The following is a 3,051-nucleotide window of genomic DNA, read 5'->3' on the forward strand; positions in this document are numbered from 1 at the left end:
GGCACCTTCGACGTCTCGATCCTGGAGATCGGCGACGGCGTGTTCGAGGTGAAGTCCACCAACGGCGACACCTTCCTGGGCGGCGAGGACTTCGACAACCGGATCGTCGACTACCTGGCCGACGAGTTCAAGCGCGAGTCCTCCGTCGACCTGCGCAAGGACAAGCTGGCCCTGCAGCGCCTGCGCGAAGAGGCCGAGAAGGCCAAGAAGGAGCTGTCCACGGTTCCGCAGTACGACGTGAACCTGCCCTTCATCTCCATGAACGCCTCGGGTCCGCTGCACCTGAACATAAAGCTCACCCGCGCCAAGCTGGAGAGCCTGGTCGAGGACCTCGTCGCCAAGACCATCGGCCCCTGCCAGCAGGCGCTGAAGGATGCGGGGCTGAAGGCCAGCGACATAGACGAGGTGGTGCTGGTCGGCGGCATGACCCGCATGCCCAAGGTGGTGGAGGCGGTGAAGGCCTTTTTCGGCCGCGAGCCGCACAAGGGAGTCAACCCCGACGAGGTGGTGGCGCTGGGCGCGGCCATCCAGGCGGGCGTGCTTCAGGGCGACGTCAAGGACGTGCTGCTGCTCGACGTCACCCCGCTGACGCTGGGCATCGAGACGCTGGGCGGCGTGTTCACTTCGCTGATCGAGCGCAACACGACGATCCCCACCAAGCGCTCCCAGACCTTCTCCACGGCCGACGACAACCAGTCGGCGGTGACCATCCGGGTGTTCCAGGGCGAGCGGCCCATGGCGCACGACAACAAGATGCTGGGCCAGTTCGACCTGATGGGCATCCCGCCCTCGCCGCGCGGCATGCCCCAGATCGAGGTGACCTTCGACATCGACGCCAACGGCATCGTGCACGTGACGGCGAAGGACAAGGCCACCAACAAGGAGCAGTCCATCCGCATCCAGGCCAATGGCGGGCTGTCGGACAGCGACATCCAGCAGATGGTCCGCGATGCGGAGAGCAATGCGGCTGAGGACAAGAAGCGCAAGGAACTGGTGGAGGCCCGCAACCACGCCGACGCCTCGATCCATCAGACCGAGAAGTCGCTGGGCGAGTTCGGCGACAAGGTCTCGGCGGAGGACAAGGCCTCCATCGAGTCAGCCTTGGCCGACTTGAAGTCCGCTCGCGACACCGACGACGTGGAGGCGATCACCTCGAAGACGCAAGGCTTGATGCAGGCTTCGATGAAGCTGGGCGAGGCCATGTACAAGGCGCAGGCCAGCGCCAACGAAGGCGGCGCGCCGGCTTCGGACGACGGCGTGGTGGACGCCGAGTTCGAGGAAGTGGACGGCGACAAGAAGTCGGCCTGATCGGGTCTGCGGGCTTCGAGACGGGCTCTCACAAGCCCTCCTCAGCATGACGAAGGGGTTAGGGTCTCATCCCTGGTCGTCATCCTGAGGAGTGGGCCTTTGGCCCGCGTCTCGAAGGACGCACCTGCGTCTGCGGCCAAGCTTCGCCTTGCGAACCCGCCGCCCTCCCCCATCTCTTCAGCAGTAATCTATGTAAGCCCGGTCAGGGCCTTCGCGAGGACCCATGGCGCGCGACTATTATGAGGTGCTGAGCGTCAGCCGGACCTGCACCGAGGTCGAGCTGAAATCCGCCTTCCGCAAGAAGGCGATCGAGCACCACCCGGACAAGAACCCCGGCGACCCCCAGGCCGAGGTCCGCTTCAAGGAGTGCAACGAGGCCTATTCGGTCCTCTCCGACGCGAACAAGCGCGCCATGTACGACCGCTTCGGCCATGCCGGGGTGAACGGCGGCGGAGGTGGCGGCGGTGGCCAGCAGGGCTTCCAGGACGCCGGCGACATCTTCTCGGAGGTGTTCGGCCAAGCCTTCGGGGAGATGTTCAACCAGGGCCGCCGCTCCTCCGGCCCCGCCCGCGGCCAGGACCTGCGCTACGACGTGGAGATCACGCTGGAGCAGGCTTTCGCCGGCGATGAGATCGAGGTGAAGTTTCCGACCGTCCAGACCTGCGACGTCTGCGACGGCTCCGGCGCCAAGCCCGGCACCCAGCCTACCAACTGCCAGACTTGCGGCGGGGCTGGCAGGGTTCGCGCCCAGCAGGGCTTCTTTGCGGTGGAGCGGACCTGTCCGCGCTGCGGCGGCAGGGGCCAGGTGGTCTCGGACCCGTGTCGCGCCTGTCACGGCGCCGGCCAGGTGCGCAAGGACCGCACCCTTTCAGTCCGCGTGCCGGCCGGAGTCGATGACGGTGCGCGCATCCGCATCGCCGGCGAAGGCGACGCAGGCGCCCGGGGCGGCCCGCGGGGCGACCTCTACATCTTCGTCTCGGTGAAGAGCCACGACCTGTTCGAGCGCGATGGCCTGGACCTTCACTGCCACGTGCCGGTGCCCATGTGCACGGCCGCGCTCGGCGGCGAGATTTCAGCCCCCTGCCTGACCGCCGGGCCCAAGCTCGGCAATGACGATGGCCGGGTTAAGGTCAGGGTGCCCGAAGGCGCCCAGACCGGCCGCAGCGTGCGCCTGAAAGGCCTCGGCATGCCGGCGCTGCGTGGGCGCGAGCGTGGCGACCTGGTGGTGGAGCTCTATGTGGAGACCCCTACCCACCTCACCGGTCGTCAGAAGGAGCTGATGCGCGAGCTGGCCGAAAGCTGCGCCGGTCCTGCCACGGCGGACCGCCATCATCCCCGCCACGCCGGCTTCTTCACCAAGGCGCGCAAGTTCTGGGGCGAGCTGACCGGTGCGGAGGAGAGCCGCGCCTGATCGGCTTGTGAGCAAAGTCGGAAGGATTGCCGGCTATACGCAGCGCTTCTCCATGATGAGGCGCGATGCACGCATCGATCTTACCCGGCCATCGGAGGATATTCGTAGATCCGCGCGTGTGCGCCGGTTTGCTGCTCGCAATGGCGATCGCTTGGGCGTGCCCGTTCGACAGGCCGTTTGCGGTCGCGACTTGCGGATGGCCAGCCCTGCGCGCGACGAGCATTGTCGCGCTTGCGCTCGTGGGCGGCTGGCTGGGCGGCCGTGTCGGGCTTCGGATCATGCCCCGTCCAGACGAGCGCCATTGGGCTCTGACGCCGATGATCGCGGCGTTG

3 protein-coding genes are annotated in these 3,051 nt (G+C 67.1%); all 3 read left to right on the forward strand.

The genetic code is table 11. The features are described from left to right. Nucleotides 1-1,308: molecular chaperone DnaK (gene dnaK, locus HUV06_RS15510; protein ID WP_174302144.1), on the forward strand; the 1,308-nt coding region annotated here is incomplete at its 5' end. Nucleotides 1,309-1,531: 223 nt separating this feature from the next. Continuing rightward, a complete protein-coding gene (gene dnaJ / locus HUV06_RS15515; protein ID WP_174302145.1) occupies nucleotides 1,532-2,719 on the forward strand; it encodes a molecular chaperone DnaJ in 1,188 nt (395 codons plus the stop codon). Nucleotides 2,720-2,784: 65 nt separating this feature from the next. Further along, on the forward strand, nucleotides 2,785-3,051 hold a 267-nt coding region (locus HUV06_RS16110; RefSeq protein WP_217433925.1), incomplete at its 3' end, for a hypothetical protein.

Source organism: Caulobacter sp. S45 (genome assembly GCF_903642205.1).
Taxonomy (GTDB): domain Bacteria; phylum Pseudomonadota; class Alphaproteobacteria; order Caulobacterales; family Caulobacteraceae; genus CAHJWH01.

Bases quoted from the DNA above. Each gene is read 5' to 3' on its own strand.
- dnaJ (WP_174302145.1), top strand. From the start codon at position 1,532: ATGGCGCGCGACTATTATGAGGTGCTGAGCGTCAGCCGGACCTGCACC.